The organism is Methyloversatilis sp. (assembly GCF_965284615.1).
GTDB lineage: Bacteria > Pseudomonadota > Gammaproteobacteria > Burkholderiales > Rhodocyclaceae > Methyloversatilis.
Genome location: NZ_OZ260098.1, coordinates 812,083 through 834,918, shown reverse-complemented (window position 1 = coordinate 834,918; position 22,836 = coordinate 812,083). Strand labels below are relative to the sequence as shown.

Here is a 22,836-nt window from a genome sequence, read left to right as displayed (position 1 = left end):
ACCACGGAGATCATCATGAACGCAAGCACACACGCCGGCACACGTCCGGTACAGAGCGCCCCCCGCGGCCCCGATGTCGAGGACTGGCGGCCGGAGGACGATGCCTTCTGGGAATCGACCGGCAAGAGGGTGGCCTACCGCAATCTGTGGATCTCGATTCCCGCGCTGCTGTGCGGATTCGCGGTCTGGGGCATGTGGGGCATCATCACCGTGCAGATGCTCAACCTGGGCTTCCCCTTCACCCAGGACCAGCTGTTCACGCTGACCGCCATCGCCGGCATCTCCGGCGCCACGATGCGCATCCCGGCCTCCTTCCTGATCCGGCTGGCCGGTGGCCGCAACACCATCTTCCTGACCACGGCCATGCTTCTGGCGCCGGCCATCGGCACCGGCATCGCGCTGCAGCACACCGACTGGCCGCTGTGGGTGTTCCAGCTGATGGCGCTGTGGTGCGGCGTCGGCGGCGGCAATTTCGCCAGTTCGATGTCCAACATCAGCACCTTCTTCCCGAAGCGGCTGCAGGGCACCGCGCTGGGCCTCAACGCCGGCCTCGGCAACTTCGGCGTGACGACGATGCAGATCGTCATCCCGCTGGTGATGACGGTGCCGCTGCTCGGCGCCTTCGGCGGTGAGCCGATGACGCTGATGAAGGACAGCGGCTGGATCTTCGGCAAGATCGCCGCCGGCACGCCGACCTGGATCCAGAACGCCGGCTTCGCCTGGGTGCTGTCGCTGGTGCCGCTGTCCATCCTGTGCTGGTTCGGCATGAACAACCTGAAGGCGGTGTCGCCGGACACCGGCAACCCCATTGTCGCCTTCTCGAAGATCACCTATCTGTACACGCTGGCCTTCGTACCGGCGATCTTCATGCTCTATCTGTACCTGCCGGCGCCGACCGGTCTGGGCCTGCTGAACATGTGGGTCGCGATTCCGCTCGACATCATCATGGCGCTGACCGTGATGAAGCTCGCCGCCTTCGGCCCGATGCGCGAAGGCGTGTCCCGGCAGTTCAAGATATTCAGCGACAAGCACACCTGGTCGATGACCATCCTCTACATCGTCACCTTCGGTTCCTTCATCGGCTTCTCGATGGCGCTGCCGCTGGCGATGAAGGTCATCTTCGGCGTCAGCCACGTACCCGATGCCAATGGCGTGATGCAGCACACGCTGCCGAACCCGAACGCGCCCACCGTGCTCGCCTTCGCCTGGATCGGCCCCTTCGTCGGCGCCGCAGTGCGCCCGATCGGCGGCTGGATCTCCGACAAGTGGGGCGGCTCCATCGTCACGCAGATCATCTCGCTGGTGATGGTGGCCGCGTCGGTGGCGGTCGGCTACGTGATGAAACTGGCCTACAGCTCCGCCACGCCCGAGCAGTACTTCCCGATGTTCCTCGGCCTGTTCATCGTGCTGTTCTTTGCCAGCGGCATCGGCAACGGTTCGACCTTCCGCACCATCGGCGTCATCTTCGATCGCCAGCAGGCCGGCCCGGTGCTGGGCTGGACGTCGGCGGTCGCCGCCTACGGCGCCTTCATCGCACCGGTGGTCATCGGTGCGCAGATCAAGGCCGGCACACCCGAGCTCGCGATGTACGGCTTCGCCGCGTTCTACGCGATCTGCCTGTTCATCAACTGGTGGTTCTACCTGCGCCGCAACGCCTACGTGAAGAACCCCTGACCCCATGCCCCCGCCGAGCCCCGCAACAGGAGAGCACACATGAGCCACTTTCTCGACCGACTGACCCACTTCTCCGCCCCGAAGGAAAGCTTCTCGGGCGACCACGGCATCGCCACCGGCGAAGACCGCAGTTGGGAAGATGCCTACCGCGACCGCTGGGCGCACGACAAGATCGTGCGTTCCACCCACGGCGTGAACTGCACGGGCTCCTGCTCGTGGAAGATCTACGTGAAGGGCGGCATCGTCACCTGGGAAACCCAGCAGACCGATTACCCGCGCACCCGCTGGGACATGCCCAACCACGAGCCGCGCGGCTGTGCGCGCGGTGCCAGCTACAGCTGGTACCTGTACAGCGCCAACCGCGTGAAGTACCCGATGGTGCGTGGCCGCCTGCTCAAGACCTGGCGCGAGGCGCGTCTCAAGCACGGCCCGGTCGAGGCCTGGGCCTCCATCGTCGAGAACGACGCCAAGCGCCGTGACTACCAGCAGGTGCGCGGCCTCGGCGGCTTCGTCCGCTCCAGCTGGGACGAGGTGAACGAGCTGGTCGCCGCCGCCAACGTCTACACCATCAAGAAGCACGGCCCGGACCGCATCATCGGCTTCTCGCCGATCCCGGCGATGTCGATGGTGAGCTATGCCGCAGGCAGCCGCTACCTGAGCCTGATCGGTGGCGTCTGCATGAGCTTCTACGACTGGTACTGCGACCTGCCTCCGTCCAGCCCGCAGATCTGGGGCGAACAGACCGACGTGCCGGAATCGGCCGACTGGTACAACTCGACCTACATCATCGCCTGGGGCTCCAACGTGCCGCAGACGCGCACGCCGGACGCCCACTTCTTCACCGAGGTCCGCTACAAGGGCGCCAAGACCGTCGCTGTCACGCCCGACTACGCCGAAATCAGCAAGCTGGCCGACCTCTGGCTGCACCCGAAACAGGGTACCGACGCGGCGGTGGCGATGGCCATGGGCCACGTCATCCTGAAGGAGTTCTACTTTGAAAAGCGCAGCGCGTATTTCGACGATTACGCGCGCCGCTACACCGACCTGCCGATGCTGGTGCTGCTGAAGGAACATTCGCTGCCGAACGGCACGACCGTCATGGTGCCGGACCGCTACGTGCGCGCCAGCGACTTCAACGGCAAGCTGGGCCAGGCCAACAATCCTGACTGGAAAACGGTGGCCTTCGACGAGAACGGCCGCGTCGTGCTGCCCAATGGTGCCATCGGCTTCCGTTGGGGCCCGGACGGCCGCGCCGATGCCGGCCAGTGGAACCTCGAATCGAAGGAGGCGCGCCACGGCGGCGACGTGAAGCTGAAACTGTCGGTGCTCGAAGGCGATACCAGCCCGGTCGAGCACACGCAGGTCGCCTTCCCCTACTTCGGCGGCATCGAGCACGAACACTTCCCGAACAGCCCGCAGGGCGGCGGCGACGTGCTGCTGCGCACGGTACCGGTACAGCGCATCGCGCTCGGCAAGGCCGGCGACAAGCGCGACGCACTGGTGGCCACCGTGTTCGACCTGCAGGTCGCCAACTACGGCGTCGGCCGCGGTCTTCCCGGCGACACCGGTGCGAGCAGCTACGACCAGGACATCGCCTACACGCCCGCCTGGCAGGAGAAGATCACCGGCGTGCCGCGCGACCAGATCATCACGGTCGCCCGCCAGTTCGCCGACAACGCCGACAAGACCAAGGGCAAGTCCATGGTCATCATCGGCGCGGCGATGAACCACTGGTACCACTGCGACATGAACTACCGCGGCATCATCAACATGCTGATGATGTGCGGTTGCATCGGCCAGAGCGGCGGCGGCTGGGCGCACTACGTCGGGCAGGAGAAGCTGCGCCCGCAGACCGGCTGGACCGCGCTCGCCTTCGCGCTCGACTGGATACGCCCGCCGCGCCAGCAGAACTCGACCAGCTTCTTCTACGCCCATACCGACCAGTGGCGCTACGAGAAGCTCGGCGTCGAGGAAGTGCTGTCGCCGCTGGCTGACGCATCGCAGTTCGGCGGCAGCATGATCGACTACAACGTGCGCGCCGAGCGCATGGGCTGGCTGCCCAGTGCGCCGCAGCTGAAGACCAATCCTATCCAGGTGGTGCGTGACGCCAACGCGGCGGGCATCGATCCGAAGGACTACGCGGTCGGCGCGCTGAAGAGCGGTCAGCTCGAACTGAGCTGCGAGGACCCGGACGCACCGCAGAACTGGCCGCGCAACATGTTCGTGTGGCGCTCCAACATCCTCGGTTCCAGCGGCAAGGGCCACGAGTACTTCCTGAAGCACCTGCTGGGCACCAGCAACGGCGTGCAGGGCAAGGACCTCGGCTCCGACGACGCCAAGCCGCAGGAAGTGAAGTGGCACGCGGAAGCGCCCGAAGGCAAGCTCGACCTGCTGGTCACGCTCGATTTCCGCATGAGCACCACCTGCCTGTATTCGGACATCGTGCTGCCGACCGCCACCTGGTACGAGAAGAACGACCTCAATACCAGCGACATGCACCCCTTCATCCACCCGCTGTCAACGGCGGTCAACCCGGCCTGGCAGTCGAAGAGCGACTGGGACATCTACAAGGGCTTCGCGAAGAAGTTCAGCGAGGTGTGCGTCGGCCACCTCGGCGTCGAACGCGAACTAGTGCTGACGCCGCTGATGCACGACAGCCCGGCTGAACTGGCCCAGCCCTTCGGCGTCGCCGACTGGAAGCGCGGCGAGTGCGAACTGATCCCCGGCAAGACGGCACCGCAGATGACGGTGGTCGAGCGCGACTATCCGAACGTCTACAAGCGCTTCACCGCGGTCGGTCCGCTGCTGACCAAGGTCGGCAACGGCGGCAAGGGCATCGCCTGGAACACGCAGGACGAGGTGCGCCAGCTTGGCGAACTGAACGGTCTGGTGACCGATGAAGGCGCGACCAAGGGCATGCCGAAGATCGACACCGACATCGACGCCTGCGAAGTGGTGATGATGCTGGCGCCGGAAACCAACGGTCAGGTCGCGGTCAAGGCATGGAAGGCGCTGGGCAAGCAGACCGGGCGCGATCACGAGCACCTGGCGATCTACCGCGAGGACGAGAAGATCCGCTTCCGCGACATCCAGGCGCAGCCGCGCAAGATCATTTCCAGCCCGACGTGGTCCGGCCTCGAAAGCGAGAAGGTGTCTTACAACGCCGGCTACACCAATGTGCATGAACTGATCCCATGGCGCACGCTGACCGGCCGTCAGCAGTTCTACCAGGACCACCCGTGGATGCGCGCCTTCGGCGAAGGCTTCGTCAGCTACCGCCCGCCGGTGGACCTGAAGACGACGGCCGCGATCGCCGGCATCAAGAGCAACGGCAATCCGGAGATCCAGCTCAACTTCATCACGCCGCACCAGAAGTGGGGCATCCACTCCACCTACAGCGACAACCTGCACATGCTGACGCTGAACCGCGGCGGCCCGGTGATCTGGCTGTCCGAGGACGACGCGAAGAAGGCCTGCATCGTCGATAACGACTGGGTCGAACTGTTCAACGTGAATGGCGCGATCACGGCGCGCGCCGTGGTGAGCCAGCGGGTGAACCCGGGCATGGTGCTGATGTACCACGCACAGGAAAAGATCATCAACACGCCGGGGTCGGAAATCACCGGTGCGCGCGGCGGCATCCACAACTCGGTCACCCGCATCGTGCTGAAGCCGACGCACATGATCGGCGGCTATGCCCAGCTGAGCTACGGCTTCAACTACTACGGAACCATCGGCACCAACCGCGACGAGTTCGTCGTCGTGCGCAAGATGAAGCGCATCGACTGGCTCGACGGCGAAGCCGCTGCCACCGATACCGCCCACGCCTAAGGAGACATGACATGAAAATACGCGCTCAAATCGGCATGGTGCTCAACCTCGACAAGTGCATCGGTTGCCACACCTGCTCGGTCACCTGCAAGAACGTGTGGACCAGCCGTCCCGGCATGGAATACGCGTGGTTCAACAACGTCGAAACCAAGCCCGGCATCGGTTACCCGAAGGAATGGGAAAACCAGGACAAGTGGCAGGGTGGCTGGATGCGCAAGAGCGACGGCTCGATCGCGCCGCGCCAGGGCGGCAAGTGGCAACTGCTGATGAAGATCTTCGCCAACCCGCACCTGCCGGAAATCGACGACTACTACGAGCCCTTCACCTTCGACTACGACCACCTGCAGTCGGCGCCCGAAATGAAGGCGACGCCGACCGCGCGGCCGCGCAGCCTGATCACCGGCCAGCGCATGGAGAAGATCGAATGGGGTCCGAACTGGGAGGAGATTCTCGGCGGCGAATTCTCGAAGCGCTCGAAGGACAAGAACTTCGACGAGGTGCAGAAGGACATCTACGGCCAGTTCGAGAACACCTTCATGATGTACCTGCCGCGTCTGTGCGAGCACTGCCTGAACCCGGCCTGCGTCGCCAGCTGCCCGTCGGGCTCGATCTACAAGCGCGAAGAGGACGGCATCGTGCTGATCGACCAGGACAAGTGCCGCGGCTGGCGCATGTGCGTGTCCGGCTGTCCGTACAAGAAGATCTATTACAACTGGCAGTCGGGGAAGGCCGAGAAGTGCATCTTCTGCTACCCGCGCATCGAAGCCGGCCAGCCCACGGTGTGCTCGGAAACCTGCGTCGGCCGCATCCGCTACCTCGGCGTGCTGCTGTATGACGCCGACCGCATCCAGGAAGCGGCTTCGGTCGAACATGACCGCGATCTCTACCAGGCCCAGCTCGACATCTTCCTCGACCCGAACGATCCGAAGGTGATCGAACAGGCCCGTGCCGACGGCATCCCCGATTCGTGGATGGAAGCCGCCCGCCGCAGCCCGGTCTACAAGATGGCGGTGGAGTGGAAGGTGGCGCTGCCGCTGCACCCGGAATACCGCACGCTGCCGATGGTGTGGTACGTGCCACCGCTGTCACCGATCACCGCCGCCGCCAACGCTGGCCAGGTCGGCGTCAATGGCGAAATCCCGGATGTGAACCAGCTGCGCATCCCGGTGAAGTACCTCGCCAACCTGCTTACCGCCGGCGACACGCAACCGGTCGTGCGCGCACTTGAACGCATGCTGGCGATGCGCGCCTACCAGCGCGAGAAGCACGTCGATGGTCGCATCAATACGGCAGCGCTGACCCAGGTCGGCATCAGCCAGGCCGCGGTCGAGGACATGTACCACGTGATGGCGATCGCCAACTACGAGGACCGCTTCGTGATTCCGTCGGCCCACCGCGAGTACGCGGAGAACGCCTTCGACGTGCGCGGCGGTTGCGGCTTCTCCTTCGGCAACGGCTGCTCGGAAGGCAGTTCCGACAGCAGTCTGTTCGGCGGATCGAAGCGCCGGACGATTCCCATCAAGGCGGTGGTCTGACCATGTTTACGACACCCAAGAAGATGACCCACACGCTGCGCGCCTGCGCGCTGCTGATCGGCTACCCGGACGCAAGCCTGCGCGGCATGCTGCCGTCGATCGCCACCGCACTGCACGACGAGGCCGCGCTGTCGGCGGGCCGTCTGGCGGAACTGGAGGCGCTGATCGAAGCACTGCAGCAGCAGGCCCCGCTGGACACCGAAGCCGCCTACGTCGAACTGTTCGACCGTGGTCGCTCGACTTCGCTGCACCTGTTCGAACACGTGCATGGCGATTCGCGCGACCGCGGGCCGGCGATGATCGATCTGGCGCAGACCTACGAGAAGGCCGGCCTCTTCCTGTCGCCGGGCGAACTGCCGGACTACCTGCCGGTGGTGCTCGAATTCGCCTCGACCCAGCCGCCGAAGGAGGCGCGCGCATTCCTCGGCGAAATGACGCACATCCTGAATGCGTTGTTCACGGCACTGGTCAAGCGCGAAAGCCGCTACGCCAGCGTGGTCGGCGCACTGATCGAACTGGCCGGTGAGCGTGCCCATGCGGTGAAGATCCAGCCGGACGAGGCGCTCGACGACAGCTGGGCCGAACCGCTCGCCTTCGACGGCTGCTCCTCGCACGGCCAGGCCAAACCCGGGGCCGCGCAACCCATACACCTCGTCCGCAAGTCCTCCGCCACTCAAGGAGTACAACCATGACTTCCTGGCTCGACAACCTGCTGTTCGGTTACTACCCCTACATCTGCCTCGCCGTGTTCTTCATCGGCAGCCTGCTGCGCTTCGACCGCGACCAGTACACCTGGAAGAGCGATTCGTCGCAGCTGCTGCGCCGCGGCCAGCTCAGGCTGGGCAGCAACCTGTTCCACATCGGTGTGCTCTTCCTGTTCTTCGGGCACTTCTTCGGCATGCTGACGCCGCACGCCGTCTATGAGCACTTCATCGGCGCCGGCGCCAAGCAGCTGGTCGCAATGGTGACCGGCGGCATCGCCGGCCTGCTCGGCTTCATCGGCCTGACCATCCTGCTGCACCGCCGGCTGACCGAGCCGCGCATCCGCGCTACGTCGAAGACCAGCGACATCGTCATCGCCGTGCTGCTGTGGGTGCAGTTGCTGCTCGGTCTGGCCACCATCCCGCTGTCGGCACAGCACCTGGACGGCAGCATGATGCTGCTGCTCGCAGAATGGGCGCAGCGCATCGTCACCTTCCGCGCCGGCGCGCCGGAACTGCTGGCCGAAGCCGGCTGGGTGTTCAAGACTCACATGTTCCTCGGCATGACCCTCTTCCTGATCTTCCCCTTCACCCGTCTGGTCCACGTGTGGAGCGGTTTCGCCTCGGTACTGTACGTGCTCCGCCCCTACCAGGTGGTGCGCGCACGTCGGCTCAACCTGCCGGCCGGACACAATCAGCCGCGCCAGCCGGGCGCCGGTGTCTGAGATGATGTGAAGGATGCGTCGCGGCTGCGCGGCGCATCCATTCATAAAAGGATCGAGGAGACACCATGCAGTCCACGCAAGACAGCCGCGGCATCGCCCGCGTCAACGGCATCGCGATCAACGGCGCTGACGAGGACGTTACGCCGGACGAACTGCGCAACCGCGCCTGCACCGAACTGCTGCGCCAGGCAGCCCAGACGGCCGGCCTGCTTGCGGCCAGCGACGAACAATCGGCCGACGGCCTGATTTCGGAAGAGGCCGCCACCGCCATCGACACGCTGATCGGTCAGGCGGTGCAGGTGCCGGAGCCGTCCGAAGAAGCCTGCCGCCGCCATTACAGCGCCCACCTCGGCCGCTATACGGTCGGCCAGCGCGCACGCATGCGCCACATCCTGTTCGCGGTGACGCCCGGCGTGGACGTCAATGCACTGCGCGGGCGCGCCGAAGCGGTGCTGATCGACGTACGTGCGCACGCCGACGGCGAAGACCCCTTCCCCGACGCCGCCCGGCAGAACTCGAACTGCCCGAGCAGCGAACGCGGCGGCGACCTCGGCTGGCTGGCGCCGGAGGAGGTGGTGCCGGAATTCGCCCGCGCCATCTTCGGCCAGCACGACATCGGCGTGCTGCCGCGCCTGGTGCACAGCCGCTTCGGCTTCCACGTGATCGACGTGCAGGAGCGCGAGGCCGGCACCGTGCAGCCCTTCGAGGAAGTGCGCGGCACCGTCGCCGCCTCGCTGCGCCAGCAGAGCTTCGCCACCGCGCTGCGCCAGTACGTCGCGCTGCTGGCCGGCCAGGCCGTGCTCGAAGGCGTCAACATGGACATCGCCGACACGCCGCTGGTGCAGTGACTTGAATCGCGCGCGGCGCCGTGTGCAACCGGTCTGACCCGGATCAACACGGCGCCGCGCGCGATGCCCACACTGGGCGGCGCCCGCAGTTCCGGACCTTTCCGACATGCAAACATCCCGCACCGCCCACGCAACGCTCCCCCGAAAACCCGCCCTGGTCTGCCCGGCCGGCTCGCTGCGCGCGCTGACGCTGGCCATCGATGCCGGCGCCGACGCCGTCTACATGGGCCTGAAGGACGCCACCAACGCACGCAATTTCGCCGGTCTGAACTTCGACCTCGCGCAGGCGCGCGACGGCATCGCCTACGCCCGCAGCCGCGGTCGCGAAGTGCTGATGGCGCTCAACACCTTCGCCGACGCGCGTGCGCCCGAGCGCTGGTTCGCCGCGGTCGATGCCGCGGCCGGGCTCGGCATCGACGCGCTGATCTGCGCCGACACCGCGGTGCTCGCCTACGCGCGCGATCACCACCCCGATCTGCGCCTGCATCTGTCGGTACAGGCGTCGGCCACCACCTGGGAAGCGATCGAGTTCTACCGCGAGCGCTACGGCATCCGCCGCGCCGTACTTCCGCGCGTGCTCACGCTGCCGCAGGTCGAACAGGTGTGCCGCAACAGCGCGGCCGAGATCGAGGTGTTCGGCTTCGGCAGCCTGTGCGTCATGGTCGAGGGCCGCTGCGCGCTGTCGTCCTACGCGACCGGCCAGTCGCCGAACACCGCCGGTGTCTGCTCGCCGCCGTCGGCGGTGCGCTGGGAGGACGGCGCCGACGGCGTATCCGCCCGGCTCAATGGCGTGCTGATCGACCGCTACGCGCCGGACGAGCCGCGCGGCTACCCGACGCTGTGCAAGGGCCGCTTCGAGGTCAACGGCGCACGCGATTACGCGCTGGAAGAACCGACCAGCCTGAACACGCTGGCGCTGCTGCCGCAGCTGATGGACATGGGCATTGCCGCGATCAAGATCGAGGGGCGCCAGCGCAGCCCGGCCTATGTCGAACAGGTCACCCGCGTCTGGCGTGCCGCCATCGACGACTGCGCCACGCAGCCGGCGCGCTTCGGTGTACAGCCGCAATGGACCGCCGCGCTCGGCCGCTGGGCCGAAGGCCAGCAGCACACGCTGGGCGCCTACGACCGGCCGTGGCGGTGAACCGATGAACACACAGATGAACACCCGCATCGCCCTGACCGTCGGCCCGGTGCTTTACTACTGGCCGCGGCGCACGCTGCTCGATTTCTACGCCGAAGTCGCCGAGTCACCCGCCGACACCGTGGTGCTCGGCGAAGTCGTGTGCAGCCGCCGCCACGAAATGAAGGCGGACGACTGGCTCGCACTCGCGCGCGACCTCGCCGCCTGCGGCAAGGAAGTCGTGCTGGCCAGCCAGGCATTGCTCGAATCGGCCGCCGACCTGCGCGCACTGCACCGCTGGGCCGACCAGACCGAATTCCTGGTCGAAGCCGGCGACGCCTCGGCACTGCGCGCACTGGCCGGCCGGCCTTTCGTGCTCGGCCCGCACATCAACGTCTACAGCCAGCCGGCGCTGCGCGAGCACGCCGCACTCGGCGCCATCCGCTGGGTCGCACCGGTCGAACTCGCGCTGGACGCGCTGGCACTGATCAACCCGCCGGCCGCACCGGTGATCGGCGGACCGGCGAACGACACACCGGTCGCCACCGAGGCATTCGCCTTCGGCCGCCTGCCGCTGGCCTTCTCGGCACGCTGTTTCACCGCGCGCCATTTCCACCTCAGCAAGGACCAGTGCGGCTTCCGCTGCATCGAACACCCGGACGGCCTGCTGCTCGACACCACTGAACAGCAGCACTTCCTCGCCTTGAATGGCATACAGACGCAGTCGGCGGCGCAGCACTGCCTGATCGCCGACGCGCCGGCACTGCGCGCCGCCGGCGTCAGCCGCGCCCGGCTGTCGCCCACCTCGCGCGACTTCGCCACCGTGGTCGATCTGTTCGAGCGCACATGGAACGGCCAGGCCGACGCCGCTGAAGCCGCCGCGGCGCTCGAAGCGCTGAGCCTGCCCGGCGGTCTGGTCAATGGTTACGCCCGCCGCCGCCCCGGACTGGAAAGGATGCCCGCATGAACACCTCGTTCCCGATCAGGCTGCCGGCACTGCCGCCGCCGCCCGCCGCATTGCGCACGCTGATCGCCCGCCTGCCGATACGACCGCCCTCGCTGCTGCTCGCCGCGGCACTGAACCGCGTGCTGCGCCCCCGCCTGCCGGCCGACGCGGCGCTCGAACTTGCCGACCACACGGTGGAGATCGAGGTGCGCGACTTCGGTCTGCGCTGCCGCCTCGCGCTGCGCGACGGCCGCTTCCGCAGCGCGCCCGATCACGGCCCGGTCGCGCTGCGCATCGCCGCTGACAGCACCAGCTATCTGCGCCTGCTGCGCGGCGACGACGACGCCGACCGCCTGTTCTTCGAACGCGCGCTGGTGATGGAAGGCGACACCGAATACGGCCTGCTGCTGAAGAACACGCTGGACGCCATCGGCCCGCTGCTGCACCGACCCGCCTGAACCAGAGGACACCGCCATGCCCGACGAACTGCTCGCCCGCCTGCGCCGCTTCCACGAGCACACCTTTCCCGGCGTGCAGGAACAGTTCCAGGATCTGGTGCGCGACGGCCAGCACCCGACCATCCTGTTCATCGGCTGTTCGGATTCGCGCCTGGTGCCCTATCTGCTGACCGGCACCGGTCCGGGCGAACTGTTCATCGTGCGCAACGTCGGCGCCTTCGTGCCGCCCTACGACGGCGGCACGCAGCGCGGCGAACTGGCCGGCTTCCACGGCACCGCTGCAGCGATCGAGTACGCAGTACTCAACCTGAAGGTCGCGCACATCGTCGTCTGCGGCCACAGCCATTGCGGCGGTGTGCGTGCGCTGTACGAAGGCGTCGGTCCCGACGCGCCGAATCTGAACGCCTGGCTCGACCTCGGGCGCGAGGCGGTGCTGCCGGTGCAGCTCACCGATGAGGCGCTGCGCCGCACCGAACAGCGCGCCGTCGTGCTGCAGCTCGAAAGGCTGATGGACTACCCCATGGTGCGTCGTCAGGTCAACGCCGGTCAGCTCGCGCTGCACGGCTGGCACTACGTGATCGAGGAAGGCGAGGTGCATGTGTTCGACGTGCACCGCGGCGCCTTCGTACCGGCGTCGAGCGCCGACCACAGTGGCACCGGTCCCTTCCTGCCCTTCGCCAGCGACGACATCAGCCCGGTAGATGCGTGGTGAGTCATACTCGCGCCATGCCCACGCACGACCTGCCCCACGACTTCGCGCCGAGCAACCGCCGCGATTTTCCCGGCCGCCGCTGGCTGCTGGTTGCGCTGCGCTCGCTGCATCTGGTCGGCGTCGTGCTGGTGGGCAGCGCACTGCTGACCGGCCACGACGAATACCGTCGCGGCGCGGCCGCGCTGATGCTGGCGACCGGCCTCGGCCTCTATGGCATAGAGGTGTGGAGCAAGCCGCGCCACGCAGTCGAACTGGCCGGGCTGTTCATTCCGCTGAAACTGCTCGGCGTCGCCGCAATGATCACGCTGCCGCAGTTCGCCGCCGGCATTTTCTGGCTGCTGCTGATTGCCTCGTCGGTCGTATCACACGCGCCGGCGCACTTCCGCCACCTGCGGGCCGGGCGCGATCACTGAACGACGCGCGCGGCTCGCGCCTCAGGCCAGCATGCGCACCAGCGCTTCGCGCGCCCACTGCCGCGTACCTGCCGCCGCGACGAAGGCCGCCGGATCGGCGGCCGCGACCACGCCTGCGTCGGCCTGAAGGCCGCCCGCACGGAACAGCACCTCACCGCCCGCGTCGAGTGCCAGCGCCTTCAGATGACCGAAGGCGTCGCGCACGAAATCGATGGCAGCCGACTCCCTCAGCAGCGTCGCGGCCCCCTCTTCCGAAAGCAGTACGGCCACCGCGTCGAACAGCACCGACGGCGCGCCGGCAAGCTGCATGTCCGCCGCCTGCACCGCGCCATCCGACATGCAGGCGCCGCCAACCTTCGGGGCAACGATCTTCACCCGCGCACCGGCCTGGGTCAGGGCGACCACGAGTACATCGACGGTGACGCGGTCCGAACCGTCGGCGATCAGTATTCCGACCATCCGGCCGGCGAGCGTCGGCGGTGTCTTGCCTATCGTGCGCAGCGGCGGCGACGGCGGCAGGTCCTGCACCGGCCGCGCGGGCAGCGGGGCGTCCGGCAGCGCATCGAGGGCCAGGCCTTTCGCCACGCGCTGCGCCAGCGCCTCGTCGATGTTGCGCAAATGACCGGTCATCGCCTGCCGCACGTGAAGATGCTCGACCTTGGACAGTTCGAACACCAGCGCGGACGCGATGTGCGCCTGTTCGTATTCCGTCTGGCTGCGCCAGAACTGCCGAGCCTGGCTGTAGTGGTCGGCAAAGCTCGCGGGGCGCACGCGCCCCTTGGCGCCTTCCTCGGCGACCGCCGCGCTGCGGAAGCCGTCCGGCGTCTCGCGCGCCGGTGGCGGTGTCAGTGAGCTGGGTTCGTAGGCGACGCGCCCCTTCGGCTGCAGCATCTGCATATGACCGTCGCGCTGCTGATTGGAGAACGGGCACTTCGGCGCATTGACCGGAATCTGCTGGAAGTTGGGCGAGCCGAGCCGCAGCAGCTGGGTGTCGAGATAGGAGAACAGCCGCCCCTGCAGCAGCGGATCGTTCGAGAAGTCGATGCCGGGCACGATGTTCGCCGGACAGAAGGCGACTTGCTCGGTTTCGGCGAAAAAGTTGTCGGGCCAGCGGTCGAGCACCAGGCGGCCGATCACCTGCAGCGGCACCCATTCCTCCGGTATCAGCTTGGTGGCATCAAGGTGGTCGAACGGTAAATCGGCGGCCTGTTCCTCGGTGAACAGCTGCACCGCCAGTTCCCACTCCGGGAAGTCGCCGTTGCTGATGGCCTCGAACAGGTCGCGCCGGTGGTAGTCCGGGTCGGCACCGGCGATCTTCACGGTTTCGTCCCACACCGTGGATTGCAAACCCAGCTTGGGTCGCCAGTGGAACTTCACGAAGGTGGACTCGCCGTTGGCGTTGAGCAGCCGGAAGCTGTGGATGCCGAAGCCCTCGATCATGCGCAGCGAGCGCGGCAGCGTGCGGTCGGACATGATCCACATCACCATGTGCATGGATTCCGGCGTCAGCGAAATGTAGTCCCAGAAGGTGTCGTGCGCAGTCGCCGCCTGCGGGAAACCGCGGTCGGGCTCCATCTTCACGGCATGCACCAGATCCGGAAACTTCATCGCATCCTGGATGAAGAACACGGGAATGTTGTTGCCGACCAGGTCCCAGTTGCCCTGAGGCGTGTAGAACTTGACGGCGAAGCCCCGCACGTCGCGCGGCGTGTTGACCGACCCGGCACCGCCGGCCACCGTGGAAAAGCGGCAGAAGACGGGCGTGCGCGCGCCCACCTCGGTCAGCACCTGCGCCGTCGTGTACTCGCCGAGCGAGTGCGTCAGTTCGAAATAGCCGTGCGCGGCCGAGCCACGGGCATGCACAATGCGTTCGGGAATGCGCTCGTGATCGAAGTGGGTGATCTTCTCGCGGAGAACGAAATCCTCCAGCAGCGTCGGCCCGTGCGTGTGCGCGCGCAGCGAATTCTGGTTGTCGGAGACGGGCACACCCTGATTGGTGGTCAGCGCCGGCTGATCGCCCTGCGCCGTCTGGTGAAGCTCGCCGCCCGCTGCTTGCGGGACCGCGTTCGCGTCGGTGCCATCCGTGTTCCTTGCCTGCCTGCTCATGTGCGATGTCCTCCGTGTTGATCGTTCGATGCCGCACGGCGGCCGCAGCCGCCGCGCGCCCTTCACATCCCGTTACGTCTGCCCCCGGACGAAGGGGTCGCGTGGCGCGAAGAGGAGGACGCCTTGCAAGCGCGGTGCCCGACCCCGCGCACCGCGCGCGGGCTGGCTGCCCGCATTCCGGGTAATTCCTGGCAATCCGCTTGAAGAATGTGCGCGGCCTGCGGGCTGCTGCGGGCATCGGCCACCGTGGGGCCGGGAACAGCGATTGCTGTGACAGCTCGACTGCACGGCAACGAGCAGGCACCGGATCCGGCCGGTCTCCGGACCCTTCATCCAGCAATCACGAAAGCGAGGAAACGGATATGAGCCTTGGAACCATACTTCTGATCATCCTCATCCTGGCCCTGATCGGTGTTCTTCCGACCTGGCCGCACAGCCGCGCCTGGGGCTACGGACCGGTGGGCGGCGTCGGCCTGGTCGTTGTCATCCTGGTCGTCCTTCTGTTGATGGGGCGGATATGACGTGCCTGCACCTCGCGTATCCCGGACTGCACCAACGGATGCGCGGCGCGTCGGCCAGCGCAGCCCTGTTGCTGACGCTGGCCGGCTGCGGCGACGTGGCCGAGCTGCCGGTTTCGGCCGGCAGCGGGCCGCACCCGCAACTGCCACCGCCTCGTTCGACGCTGCTGCCGACCATGCACATCGCGCCCGCCAAGGGCTGGCCCGAAGGCGGCGCGCCGCTGCCGGCAACCGGCACCCGGGTGACCGCCTTCGCGCGCGACCTCGACCACCCGCGCTGGCTGCTCGTACTGCCGAACGGCGACGTGCTGGTGGCGGAAACGAATGCGCCAGAGCGCCCGGACGACCGCACGGGCATCAAGGGCTGGGTGACCGGGATGGTGATGAAGCGGGCCGGCGCCGGGGTGCCCAGCGCCAACCGCATCACCCTGCTGCGCGATACCGACGGCGACGGCACGGCCGACGTGCGTTCGGTCCTGCTCCAGCGGCTGAACTCCCCGTTCGGCATGGCGCTGGTCGGCGACCGGCTCTACGTGGCGAACACCGACGCCGTCGTCCGCTTTCCTTACCGGACCGGCGCGCTCGAAATCACCGATGGCGGAGAACGGGTGACCGACCTGCCGGGCGGCACGCTGAACCATCACTGGACGAAGAACCTGATCGCCAGCCCCGACGGCAGCAAGCTCTACGTCACCGTCGGCTCGAACAGCAATGTGGCCGAGAACGGCATCGAGGCCGAGGAAGGTCGCGCCGCGATCTGGAAGGTCGATGTCGCCAGCGGCGACAAGCGTCTGTTCGCGACCGGTCTCAGAAACCCCAACGGCATGGCCTGGGACGGCACGGGGCGCATATCGTGGACGGTGGTGAACGAGCGCGACGAGATCGGCAGCGACCTCGTTCCCGACTACCTCACCTCGGTGGACGATGGCGGCTTCTATGGCTGGCCCTACAGCTACTACGGCCAGCACGTGGACCGGCGCGTCGAACCGCAGAAGCCGGAGCTTGTCGCCACGGCGCGCGTACCCGACTACGCCCTCGGTCCGCACACCGCCTCGCTGGGCCTTGTCTGGTCGGCCGGCAACACCTTGGGCAGCGGGTTCGCGCAGGGCATGTTCATCGGTCAGCACGGTTCGTGGAACCGCAAGCCGCACAGCGGCTACAAGGTGATCTTCGTGCCGTTCGAAGGCGACCGTCCGGCGGCAGGCGAGCCGATCGACGTGCTCACCGGCTTCCTCAGCGGCGACGGCGATGCCTACGGGCGACCGGTCGGCGTGGCCATCGACCGCAAGGGCGGCCTGCTGGTGGCCGACGACGTCGGCAATACCGTCTGGCGCGTCAGCGCTGCGGACGACGCGAGCCGCTCACCGGCGCCCGCCTCTCCGGCCGGCAACTGAACATCTTGCCGAACCGCCAGCCGTGACACTGACCGGGGCTGAGCGGCGGCGGCGAGTTCGATGCAGCACCACGTCGCCGCCTCCACCCTCTCCCCTTCCCTCTTCCCTCGTCTCTCCTCCCACCGCGATCGCGCTCCGTCGATCGCTGAGACGTCGCACGCCCGCACGAGACACCCGTCTCTGTTCCGGCCGCAAAAACCGGTACACCCGTATCCCGCCGGCGATTGTCCCGGACCATGCCGGGCGCATTTCCCGGATTTCCATCGGCACCGATCTTGCGTCGTCCTGGCACGCAGCGGCAGACCGCCGTTGCGTTCCACAGACGAACACAACGAACTCGATTGGAGAGAGGAAACATGGCGATGCTGAATTCCGCGGGCGCTTTTCCCCGCGCAGCCAGGAAGACATTGTGGCTGTCCATCATGCTCGGCGCCGCCCCGCTGGCGATGGCCGCTGCGGGCGACGGCAACTGGACCGAGTACAACGGCGACAAGGCCGGCTCGCGCTATCTGGCCGGCGGCAAGGTGAACGCACAGAGCGTGAAGTCAATGAAGGTGGCCTGGCGCTGGGCCATGCCGGACAACAAGGTGTGGCAGGACAACGCCGAACTGCGTACCTGGGTGAACCAGTCCACGCCGCTGGCGATCGACGGCGTGCTGTACTCCAGCTCGCCGATGGCGATGGTGTCGGCCATCGACGGCAAGACCGGCAAGACCTTGTGGACCTACGACCCCAAGGCCTATGTCGAAGGCACGCCGCCCAACCTCGGCTTCATCAGCCGCGGCCTGTCCTACTGGGCGAACGGTGAGGACAAGCGCATCCTGGTCGGCACCGGCGACGGCTACCTGATCGCGCTGAATGCGAAGACCGGCAAGCCGATCGAATCGTGGGGCGACAAGGGTCGGATCGACATGACCAAGGGCTTGCGCCGCTTCGTCAACCGCTCGCTGGTTGCCCTCACTTCACCGCCCATCGTCTGCGGCAACACCATCGTGCCCAGCCTGGCCGTGCTCGATTCCTTCGCCGTCGGCCGCGCGCCGATGAAGAACCATCCGCCGGGCGACATCCAGGCTTTTGACATCCGCAGCGGCAAGCGCGTGTGGCATTTCGAACAGCCGCCGCAGGAAGGCCAGCCGGGCAACGAAACCTGGGAAGACGGTTCGTGGAAAACCACCGGCTCGGCCAATATGTGGGCGCGCCCGAGCTGCGACGAGGAACTGGGTCTGGTCTACCTGCCCTTCTCGACGCCGACCAATGACTTCTACGGCGGCCACCGCAAGGGCAACGGCCTGTTCGGCGAGTCGGTGGTGGCGCTCAACGCCAAGACCGGCAAGATCGCCTGGTACCAGCAGATCGTCCATCACGGCCTGTGGGACTACGACCTGCCGACCGCACCCAACCTGATGGACCTGACGGTCAACGGCAAGAAGGTGAAGGCGCTGGCGCAGGTGACCAAGCAGGGCTTCGTGTTCACCTTTGACCGCAGCACCGGCGCACCGGTGTGGCCGATCACCGAGAAGCCGGTACCGCAATCCACCGTACCGGGCGAACGGTCCTCGCTCACGCAACCTTTCCCCAGCCTGCCCGCGCCCTTCGTGCAGCAGGGCGTCACCGAGGACGACCTGATCGACCTGACGCCGCAGCTGAAGGAGGAGGCGAAGAAGATCCTGTCGCGCTACAACTACGGCCCGCTGTACACGCCGCCGACCATCGACAAGGCCGGCACGCTGCAGGTGCCGGGCGTGCTGGGTGGCGCCAGCTGGGCCGGTGCCGCGCACAACCCGAAGACCAATGTGCTGTACGTGCCGTCCTTCACCATCCCCTTCGGCATCAAGCTGAAGAAGGAGAACGAGGGCGTGTACGACTACACCGGCACCTGGGCCGGCGTCGGCGGTCCGCAAGGTCTGCCGCTGTTCAAGCCCCCCTTCTCCACCGTCACCGCGATCGACATGAACACCGGCAAGCACCTGTGGCGCGTGCCGGCCGGCAAGGGCCCGGTCGATCACCCGGCGATCAAGGACCTGAAGCTGGACCGCGTCGGCGTGCCGCGCGAAAGCTTCATCGCGCTGACCGACGACGTGCTCTTCCTCGCACCGGAAGGTACGAACTCAGTGATCGGCCTGTCGTCGCGCGGCAACGCGCTGATCACGCAGGCGACCGCGGAAGAGAAGGAACCTTTCCTGTACGCGCACGACGCGCGCACCGGTGACGTGCTCGGCGAAGTGAAGCTGCCGGGTGCCGCCTTCGGCGCGCTGATGACCTATCGCGCCGGCGGCAAGCAGTACGTCGTGGTGCCGATCGGTGGCGCCGGCCTGCCGGCCGAGCTGGTGGCCGTCCAGGTCGATTGAGGCAGGACGCGGCAAGCCTGCGTCCGGACCGTGTCGCGCCGACGCGCGGCACGGTCATCAACTACACGCACTCCCCGGAACGGATCAATGGATATACGGAAACTCACCTTCGCAGCTCTGATGAGCTGCATGGCTTCGGCGATGGCCTTCAACGCCGTGCTGCCGGACAAGGCAGCGGAAGGCGCCGCACCCGCCGGCCCCGCCCCCTTCGACCTCGCCGACCCGGCCCGCATCAAGGCCGGCCAGGGTCGCTTCCAGTCAACCTGCGCCGACTACTGCCACGGCCACAAGCCGGCTCTGTTCATCGAGCGTGAGGGACTGGAAGCGGAATACGTGTTCAACACCATCCGCGACGGCGGCAAGGGCGCGACGCCGATGCCGCCCTGGGGCGAGGTGTTCACGCAGGAAGAGATCTGGGAACTGGTGGCCTACATCAAGTCCATCGGTCGGTGGTAAGCGCCCGCGGCGGCACCGGACGCGCGCCGAGCACCCGCTCGATATCGGCGCACGTCGCCAGCAGCGCTTCGTCCTGCCAGCGGCGGCCGACGAACTGGAAGCCCACCGGCAGGCCGTCCTCGACGCCGGCCGGCAACACAACCACCGGGCTTCCGGTCAGCGAGAACGGCGTCACCATGCCGATGGCCGCTTCGACAAATGGCCATGGCGCAGCGTCAACCTCGATATCGGGCGGACGGCGCCACCACACGAGCTCCGTCTGCGGGTGGGCGACCGTGCAGGCCACCGGGCACAGCCAGGTGTCCCAACTGTCGAGGAAGTGTTCGAGCGCGCGCACCATGCGGTCGCGGGTGTTCAGCGCGCGGCTGTAACGCTGCGCGTCCAGCGCCAGCCCCTGTACGAAGGCGTGCGCGATCGGCTGGTCGCGCGTCACGAAGCGGCCCATCACGGCGATCAGCCGACGCGCCAGCGCCGGCATGCCGAGCCCGATCTCGGTGCCGGCGATCCAGCCGTAGGCCTGCCAGGCCTTGATCACGTCGAAACCTTCCGGGCAGCGCCGCTCGACGACGCAGCCCGCGGCCTCCAGCGCCGCCACCGTGCGCGCCAGCACAGCACGCGTGCGGCGGCACAGCGGCAGGCCGCCGAACTCGTCCCACCACGCAATGCGCATCGGCCCGGTCAGCGGCGGCGCCGGCTGGAACGGCACGCGCGGCACTTCGACATCGAGCCCGTCCGGACCGGCCAGCACCGCCAGCGCGGTCTGCAGGTCGGCCACCGCCGGCGCCAGCGCACCGAAGGACAGCAGGTGGCGCACGCTGCGCCGGCCGCCCGGCAGATGCGGAATGTGGCCACTGCGCGGAATCCGGTTCTCGGTCGCCTTCAGCCCGGCCACGCCGCAGCAGGCAGCCGGTATGCGGATCGAGCCGCCGATGTCGCTGCCCGGATCGATGTACGAAAAGCCCATCGCCACGGCGGCCGCGCTGCCACCGGAACTGCCGCCCGGCGTGAGCGCCAGGTCCCATGGATTGCGCGTGGGGCCGAACAGAGGGCTCCAGCACTGCGGCGTAGCCGCCAGTTCCGGCAGATTGGTCTTGCCGACCAGCACTGCGCCGGCCGCCTTCAGCCGCGCGACGACGGTCGCGTCGGTCGCGGGCACGTAGTGCGCCAGCGGCGGATGGCTGGCGGTGGTGCGCAGGCCGGCGGTCTCGAATGCATCCTTCACCGTCATCGGCACGCCCAGCAGCGGCGGCAGCTCGCCACCTGCCGCACGCCGCGCATCGGCGGCGCGCGCAGCGGCGTATGCGCCGGCCTCGTCCAGTGTGACCACCGCATTGATGTCGGCGTTGTGCTGCCGAATGCGCGCCAGGCAGACCTCCAGCTCATCGACGGCCGTGCTGTCGCCGCGTGCGATGCGGGCAGCGACGTCGAGTGCGGAGTCGGTCATGGCAGGAGACGGAATGGCTCGGACGGCGTGACGATAGCGCATCCGGATCGATGAATCCGGAATGGTCGTCGGCCGTCGTTCAGGACGATGCGACCGGCACCATTGACACCGATCAACGCCGCTCGCACGCGCCGGTGACAGCATGGGTACAAGGAGGACGACACGATGAACACCCCGCTCACCCAGGCCGACCGCGAACAGCTGGAACGCCGTCTGCGCGCGCGTCACGACGCGCTCACCGCCCACATCCAGGCACAGCTTGCCGGTCGCACACGGGCCGAACACGCGCGCGACGTGCTGCTGCAAGACGGCGACGACGCGCCACAGCGCAGCGCCGACCGTGAGATCGATCTGGCGATGACCGATCTCGAAACGGTCGAACTGGCCGCGCTCGACGCCGCGCTTCAACGTCTGGCCGACGGTCGCTACGGCCTTTGCGCCGAATGCGGCACCGACATTCCGCTCGCCCGGCTGCAGGCCGAACCACAGGCTGCGCTGTGCGTCGGCTGTCAGGGTGCCCGCGAACGGGGGCGCCCGCACGCGGCCAGCCTCTGAGGCGCGAGCTCTGACGGATGACGGCCGTCCCGCGTGGGGCGATCGTGACTGGTAAAAGGCCGCCGCCGTTCGCCGGCTTCAATCCGGGCTGCTGTCGGGGTCAGAAGACCCCTCCCACAGAACCCCAGCCCAGACTCGGGTCGTAGCCCCGGCGCACCGCCCCCTGTGGGAGGGGTCTTCTGACCGAGACGCAGCCGCCGCAGTCCACCGGTTTCGACACAGGCCGCGGTCAGGTCAGAAGATCCCTTCCACAGAACCCCGGCCACGGTTCAGACCTTGGCTCTGGCGTACCGCCCCTGTGGGAGCGGTCTTCTTACCGCGACGCGGCCGTCGCAGCACACCGGCTTCGATACAGGCCGCGGCCGGGGTCAGAAGACCCCTCCCAAAGAAGCACCTCCGGACTTGGATTCACCGTCGCCAACCCCATCTGACCGTCAACATCCTTCCGGGGAGCAACACCATGCATGTCGTCTGTCCGCAGTGCAGCGCCACCAACCGCATTCCCGACGAGCGTCTGGGCGACGGCCCGGTCTGCGCGCGCTGCAAGGCGCCGCTGCTGGAGGCGGCGCCCTTCGCGCTCGACGACGCGAACTTCGACACCTATGTCGGCCGCACCGGACTGCCGGTCGTCGTGGATTTCTGGGCCGCCTGGTGCGGCCCCTGCCGCATGATGGCGCCGCAGTTCGAAGCCGCCGCCCGGCAGTTGCCACAGGTGCGCTTCGCCAAGGTCGATACCGAAGCCGCGCGGCAGACCGCAGCGCGCTTCGCCATCCGCAGCATTCCTACGCTGATGCTCTTCCGCGACGGCGTCGAAGTCGCCCGACAGGCGGGCGCGATGAGCGCCGCCGACATCGTGCGCTGGGTGCAGTCGCACACGCGCGGTTAGACAACCCCATACCCGCCTCGGGATCCGCCTTCCTCAATGGACGAAGGTCAGGGCCCCGACCCGGTTCGCTATCGCGATCAGAGGTCGCTCCCACGAAGTACCCGCTTGCTGCCGCTGGAGAGGCGCAGTTTCGTGGGAGCGACCTCTGGTCGCGATGCGGCAT

The 22,836-nt window shown here is 67.4% G+C and carries 19 protein-coding genes; 17 read left to right on the top strand and 2 right to left on the bottom strand.

Features of this window, described 5'->3' with window-relative positions:
* Nucleotides 1-15 precede the first annotated feature (15 nt).
* The 11 genes from ACQ66H_RS04115 (at nt 16) to ACQ66H_RS04065 (ending at nt 12,966) form a co-directional block, all read left to right on the top strand.
* On the top strand, nt 16-1,674 hold the full coding sequence (locus ACQ66H_RS04115) for an MFS transporter (protein WP_430432923.1): 1,659 nt from the start codon (nt 16-18) through the stop codon (nt 1,672-1,674).
* 39 nt (nt 1,675-1,713) lie between these two features.
* On the top strand, nt 1,714-5,505 hold the full coding sequence (locus tag ACQ66H_RS04110) for a nitrate reductase subunit alpha (RefSeq protein WP_430432922.1): 3,792 nt from the start codon (nt 1,714-1,716) through the stop codon (nt 5,503-5,505).
* A gap of 11 nt (nt 5,506-5,516) precedes the next feature.
* Nucleotides 5,517-7,040 carry a nitrate reductase subunit beta gene (gene narH, locus ACQ66H_RS04105; protein ID WP_430432921.1) on the top strand — a complete coding sequence of 508 codons (1,524 nt, stop codon included), beginning with the start codon at nt 5,517-5,519 and terminating at the stop codon, nt 7,038-7,040.
* Between the two features lie 2 nt (nt 7,041-7,042).
* On the top strand, nt 7,043-7,732 hold the full coding sequence (narJ, locus tag ACQ66H_RS04100; protein WP_430432920.1) for a nitrate reductase molybdenum cofactor assembly chaperone: 690 nt from the start codon (nt 7,043-7,045) through the stop codon (nt 7,730-7,732).
* Nucleotides 7,729-8,466, top strand: coding sequence for a respiratory nitrate reductase subunit gamma (narI, locus tag ACQ66H_RS04095; RefSeq protein WP_430432919.1), 738 nt, complete (start codon nt 7,729-7,731; stop codon nt 8,464-8,466). Before narJ ends, narI begins: the two co-directional genes overlap by 4 nt.
* Nucleotides 8,467-8,531: 65 nt before the next feature.
* On the top strand, nt 8,532-9,314 hold the full coding sequence (locus ACQ66H_RS04090; protein ID WP_430432918.1) for a peptidylprolyl isomerase: 783 nt from the start codon (nt 8,532-8,534) through the stop codon (nt 9,312-9,314).
* Between the two features lie 106 nt (nt 9,315-9,420).
* Nucleotides 9,421-10,458, top strand: a complete 1,038-nt coding sequence (ubiU, locus tag ACQ66H_RS04085) for a ubiquinone anaerobic biosynthesis protein UbiU (RefSeq protein ID WP_430432917.1) — start codon at nt 9,421-9,423, stop codon at nt 10,456-10,458.
* Between the two features lie 4 nt (nt 10,459-10,462).
* Complete coding sequence (locus ACQ66H_RS04080; protein ID WP_430432916.1) at nt 10,463-11,404, top strand: U32 family peptidase; 942 nt, start codon at nt 10,463-10,465, stop codon at nt 11,402-11,404.
* Nucleotides 11,401-11,841, top strand: a complete 441-nt coding sequence (gene ubiT / locus ACQ66H_RS04075; protein ID WP_430432915.1) for a ubiquinone anaerobic biosynthesis accessory factor UbiT — start codon at nt 11,401-11,403, stop codon at nt 11,839-11,841. Before ACQ66H_RS04080 ends, ubiT begins: the two co-directional genes overlap by 4 nt.
* Nucleotides 11,842-11,857: 16 nt before the next feature.
* A complete protein-coding gene (locus ACQ66H_RS04070; RefSeq protein WP_430432914.1) occupies nt 11,858-12,553 on the top strand; it encodes a carbonic anhydrase in 696 nt (231 codons plus the stop codon).
* A gap of 14 nt (nt 12,554-12,567) precedes the next feature.
* A complete protein-coding gene (locus ACQ66H_RS04065; protein ID WP_430432913.1) occupies nt 12,568-12,966 on the top strand; it encodes a hypothetical protein in 399 nt (132 codons plus the stop codon).
* A gap of 21 nt (nt 12,967-12,987) precedes the next feature.
* Here ACQ66H_RS04065 and ACQ66H_RS04060 read toward each other — a convergent pair whose 3' ends face one another.
* Complete coding sequence (locus ACQ66H_RS04060; protein ID WP_430432912.1) at nt 12,988-15,072, bottom strand: catalase; 2,085 nt, start codon at nt 15,070-15,072, stop codon at nt 12,988-12,990.
* A gap of 362 nt (nt 15,073-15,434) precedes the next feature.
* Here ACQ66H_RS04060 and ACQ66H_RS04055 point away from each other — a divergent pair, with 362 nt between their 5' ends.
* The 4 genes from ACQ66H_RS04055 to ACQ66H_RS04040 all read left to right on the top strand — a co-directional run bounded on the left by ACQ66H_RS04055 (nt 15,435) and on the right by ACQ66H_RS04040 (nt 19,788).
* Complete coding sequence (locus tag ACQ66H_RS04055) at nt 15,435-15,593, top strand: DUF3309 family protein (RefSeq protein ID WP_296809097.1); 159 nt, start codon at nt 15,435-15,437, stop codon at nt 15,591-15,593.
* 38 nt (nt 15,594-15,631) lie between these two features.
* Nucleotides 15,632-16,984 (top strand): PQQ-dependent sugar dehydrogenase, encoded by a 1,353-nt coding sequence (locus ACQ66H_RS04050; protein WP_430432911.1) that lies wholly within the window; start codon nt 15,632-15,634, stop codon nt 16,982-16,984.
* A 362-nt stretch (nt 16,985-17,346) separates the two neighbouring features.
* Complete coding sequence (locus ACQ66H_RS04045) at nt 17,347-19,332, top strand: pyrroloquinoline quinone-dependent dehydrogenase (protein ID WP_430432910.1); 1,986 nt, start codon at nt 17,347-17,349, stop codon at nt 19,330-19,332.
* 87 nt (nt 19,333-19,419) lie between these two features.
* Nucleotides 19,420-19,788, top strand: coding sequence for a c-type cytochrome (locus tag ACQ66H_RS04040; RefSeq protein WP_430432909.1), 369 nt, complete (start codon nt 19,420-19,422; stop codon nt 19,786-19,788).
* Here the strand turns inward: ACQ66H_RS04040 and ACQ66H_RS04035 are convergent.
* Complete coding sequence (locus ACQ66H_RS04035) at nt 19,766-21,232, bottom strand: amidase (RefSeq protein WP_430432908.1); 1,467 nt, start codon at nt 21,230-21,232, stop codon at nt 19,766-19,768. The two genes, ACQ66H_RS04040 and ACQ66H_RS04035, sit on opposite strands and share 23 nt — an antisense overlap.
* A gap of 165 nt (nt 21,233-21,397) precedes the next feature.
* Between ACQ66H_RS04035 and ACQ66H_RS04030 the strand changes: the two genes are divergently transcribed.
* Both ACQ66H_RS04030 and trxC read left to right on the top strand, forming a co-directional pair.
* On the top strand, nt 21,398-21,787 hold the full coding sequence (locus ACQ66H_RS04030) for a TraR/DksA family transcriptional regulator (RefSeq protein ID WP_430432907.1): 390 nt from the start codon (nt 21,398-21,400) through the stop codon (nt 21,785-21,787).
* Nucleotides 21,788-22,247: 460 nt separating this feature from the next.
* Nucleotides 22,248-22,673: a thioredoxin TrxC gene (trxC, locus tag ACQ66H_RS04025; protein ID WP_430432906.1), complete on the top strand. Its 426-nt coding sequence runs from the start codon at nt 22,248-22,250 to the stop codon at nt 22,671-22,673.
* Nucleotides 22,674-22,836 lie beyond the last annotated feature (163 nt).

Excerpts from the sequence above, each read along its gene's own strand:
- ACQ66H_RS04115 (WP_430432923.1), top strand. The coding sequence starts at position 16 with ATGAACGCAAGCACACACGCCGGCACACGTCCGGTACAGAGCGCCCCC.
- ACQ66H_RS04110 (WP_430432922.1), top strand. The coding sequence starts at position 1,714 with ATGAGCCACTTTCTCGACCGACTGACCCACTTCTCCGCCCCGAAGGAA.
- narH (WP_430432921.1), top strand. The coding sequence starts at position 5,517 with ATGAAAATACGCGCTCAAATCGGCATGGTGCTCAACCTCGACAAGTGC.
- narJ (WP_430432920.1), top strand. The coding sequence starts at position 7,043 with ATGTTTACGACACCCAAGAAGATGACCCACACGCTGCGCGCCTGCGCG.
- narI (WP_430432919.1), top strand. The coding sequence starts at position 7,729 with ATGACTTCCTGGCTCGACAACCTGCTGTTCGGTTACTACCCCTACATC.
- ACQ66H_RS04090 (WP_430432918.1), top strand. The coding sequence starts at position 8,532 with ATGCAGTCCACGCAAGACAGCCGCGGCATCGCCCGCGTCAACGGCATC.
- ubiU (WP_430432917.1), top strand. The coding sequence starts at position 9,421 with ATGCAAACATCCCGCACCGCCCACGCAACGCTCCCCCGAAAACCCGCC.
- ACQ66H_RS04080 (WP_430432916.1), top strand. The coding sequence starts at position 10,463 with ATGAACACACAGATGAACACCCGCATCGCCCTGACCGTCGGCCCGGTG.
- ubiT (WP_430432915.1), top strand. The coding sequence starts at position 11,401 with ATGAACACCTCGTTCCCGATCAGGCTGCCGGCACTGCCGCCGCCGCCC.
- ACQ66H_RS04070 (WP_430432914.1), top strand. The coding sequence starts at position 11,858 with ATGCCCGACGAACTGCTCGCCCGCCTGCGCCGCTTCCACGAGCACACC.
- ACQ66H_RS04065 (WP_430432913.1), top strand. The coding sequence starts at position 12,568 with ATGCCCACGCACGACCTGCCCCACGACTTCGCGCCGAGCAACCGCCGC.
- ACQ66H_RS04060 (WP_430432912.1), bottom strand. The coding sequence starts at position 15,072 with ATGAGCAGGCAGGCAAGGAACACGGATGGCACCGACGCGAACGCGGTC.
- ACQ66H_RS04055 (WP_296809097.1), top strand. The coding sequence starts at position 15,435 with ATGAGCCTTGGAACCATACTTCTGATCATCCTCATCCTGGCCCTGATC.
- ACQ66H_RS04050 (WP_430432911.1), top strand. The coding sequence starts at position 15,632 with ATGCGCGGCGCGTCGGCCAGCGCAGCCCTGTTGCTGACGCTGGCCGGC.
- ACQ66H_RS04045 (WP_430432910.1), top strand. The coding sequence starts at position 17,347 with ATGCTGAATTCCGCGGGCGCTTTTCCCCGCGCAGCCAGGAAGACATTG.
- ACQ66H_RS04040 (WP_430432909.1), top strand. The coding sequence starts at position 19,420 with ATGGATATACGGAAACTCACCTTCGCAGCTCTGATGAGCTGCATGGCT.
- ACQ66H_RS04035 (WP_430432908.1), bottom strand. The coding sequence starts at position 21,232 with ATGACCGACTCCGCACTCGACGTCGCTGCCCGCATCGCACGCGGCGAC.
- ACQ66H_RS04030 (WP_430432907.1), top strand. The coding sequence starts at position 21,398 with ATGAACACCCCGCTCACCCAGGCCGACCGCGAACAGCTGGAACGCCGT.
- trxC (WP_430432906.1), top strand. The coding sequence starts at position 22,248 with ATGCATGTCGTCTGTCCGCAGTGCAGCGCCACCAACCGCATTCCCGAC.